The sequence below is a fragment of the Bacillus sp. P4_D3 genome, from assembly GCF_056401855.1.
In genome coordinates, this window is the sequence record NZ_JBFUIN010000617.1 from 1 (window position 1) to 1,859 (window position 1,859).

Consider the following 1,859-nt stretch of genomic DNA (forward strand, 5'->3'; position numbering starts at 1 on the left):
GTATAAGCTTCATCATGTTGACTTTTGGAATCATCATTTAGTTAATGACAATACGCTTTGGTCTACAGATTTAATTCATCCAAACTCAAAAGGATATGTAAAAGTTGCTGAATTAATTTTTAGTAGTTTGCCTGTACAGAAGTTAGAATAATAGTTCACGATTTAACGAATATGATATAATTTGTATTAAGAAATGTTTTTTAAGGAATTCCATCAAGTTCTATATTGGTATCTTTTAGACAAGAAATCGAAAAAAACCTCAAGTATATAATTCATGCTTGAGGTTTTTTATAATAAACAAGAAAAGACACCTAGGGTGCCTTCCTCTGACTTGAACCATCTTAATTTTAATAATATTGTTCACTGAGAAATAGGATTCAAATCTATATTTTGTTGTAATCMAAAGTAGACTTCTGAATCTTAAGCATCATTGCTACGTCTTTGCCAATTTATACGGATTGAGAGCTGTCGGTTTTATATGTCATAACATGATTTTTTGATTTCAGTGAACTCTTGTATTCCCACCTTTTTTGGGTAGTTGTCTAGAATCTATATTATAAAATTGAGCACATTAATTAAGGATTGTAAAAAAAGAGGTCATCCTATGCCTAAATTGCGGTTAGTACCTTCTGATTTGAAACATATTTCTAGAAGAGAACATGAAATCCCTGAAGGTGTAAAAATGATTAAGGCGCCAAATTTTTGGGAGCACGGGAGTGAAGTTAGAGCAAATTTGAACTTTGTACAAAGGTGGGAAAGAAGAATCTCACTAATTGATGTTAAAAGAGAAGATCTAAATGGCATATAAAAACGGGCCATAACCTAGATTTATCATCCATAAAATGTCCCGTTTAACTGTTTGTCCAAATAGTTAGTTAAGAATTAAGGTTCTGGTGCAAAGATAAAATAATAGAGAATATAGCGCATATATTTCGAGCGGAATTGTATTTTATGCTGTTAGTCCAAACACTTGAATAGGTTTTACTTTTCCATACTGATCACGTCCTTTTTTAGAGTACTAGTATCAGTATGGAAAAGTGTCAGAGATTAGTTACAAATGAATAGCATAAAACATTCTAGTACAAAAAAGATTGAGGAATATTGGATATAAAATATGATAAATACGAGTTATTAGAAATATTCGAGGATGGACCAGAAGATTATTATATTCCAGGTGCGAGTGCGTATAGATATAGCAAAATCGATAAACTTGGATTTGAATTGGTAATGATTATGTTCTATTATGATGCAACTGTTGAATTAAAAATGCTTTATGAAGACAAACGTATCATTGAAACCAAGATGGAGTCGGTGAAACAAATTTATACGCGTAATGACTCGCTATACATTCAARGGGCAGAAGCAAAGAAAAGAATCGAAGTGAAATTCAAGCCACATTTTACAGTTGAAATAGAAGAATTCTAAAAGCTGAAATATAAGAAAACGATTAAATGATGATACTAAGATTAAACTTGATAAGTGGATAGGGAGACAAGAGGTAGTGAATTTATTATAAATTTACTACCTCTTGTAACATCATATATTTTCACCGTATCTTGATATAATTACATGAGAAAGAAATATACTTTTGTTATGTTAACAAGGAATACTAATAGAAAAGCGTGTTCCTTTTCCTTCTTTACTCTCTATGTCTATATCTCCRTTTAATTCTTTAATAGTACTGTAGGCAATCATGGTACCAAGTCCAGTGCCTTTTTCAGTTGTTGAATAAAATGGTAAGGCAATTCGTTTTAGTTGTTCGGAGGACATTCCAATTCCTGAATCAATAATATCAATAACAACATTCCCTTTAATTTTTTGTATATTAATTTGCAATACTCCACCATCTATCATAGCCT

Annotated in this window: 3 protein-coding genes and 1 pseudogene; 3 read left to right on the forward strand and 1 reads right to left on the reverse strand. The window is 31.0% G+C overall.

Going from position 1 to position 1,859, the window contains the following annotated elements; all coding sequences use genetic code 11:
- The 3 genes and pseudogenes from AC1DTM_RS24795 to AC1DTM_RS24805 all read left to right on the forward strand — a co-directional run.
- Window positions 1-151, forward strand: a pseudogene (locus AC1DTM_RS24795) (SGNH/GDSL hydrolase family protein); the annotation flags it as partial.
- A gap of 453 nt (window positions 152-604) precedes the next feature.
- Window positions 605-808 carry a hypothetical protein gene (locus AC1DTM_RS24800; RefSeq protein WP_088099094.1) on the forward strand — a complete coding sequence of 68 codons (204 nt, stop codon included), beginning with the start codon at window positions 605-607 and terminating at the stop codon, window positions 806-808.
- A gap of 293 nt (window positions 809-1,101) precedes the next feature.
- Entirely contained in the window at window positions 1,102-1,425 is a 324-nt protein-coding gene (locus AC1DTM_RS24805; RefSeq protein ID WP_477001127.1) for a hypothetical protein, read from the forward strand.
- Window positions 1,426-1,596: 171 nt separating this feature from the next.
- Here the strand turns inward: AC1DTM_RS24805 and AC1DTM_RS24810 are convergent.
- Window positions 1,597-1,859 (reverse strand): ATP-binding protein (locus AC1DTM_RS24810; RefSeq protein ID WP_477001128.1); only part of this gene is annotated, 263 nt, incomplete at its 5' end.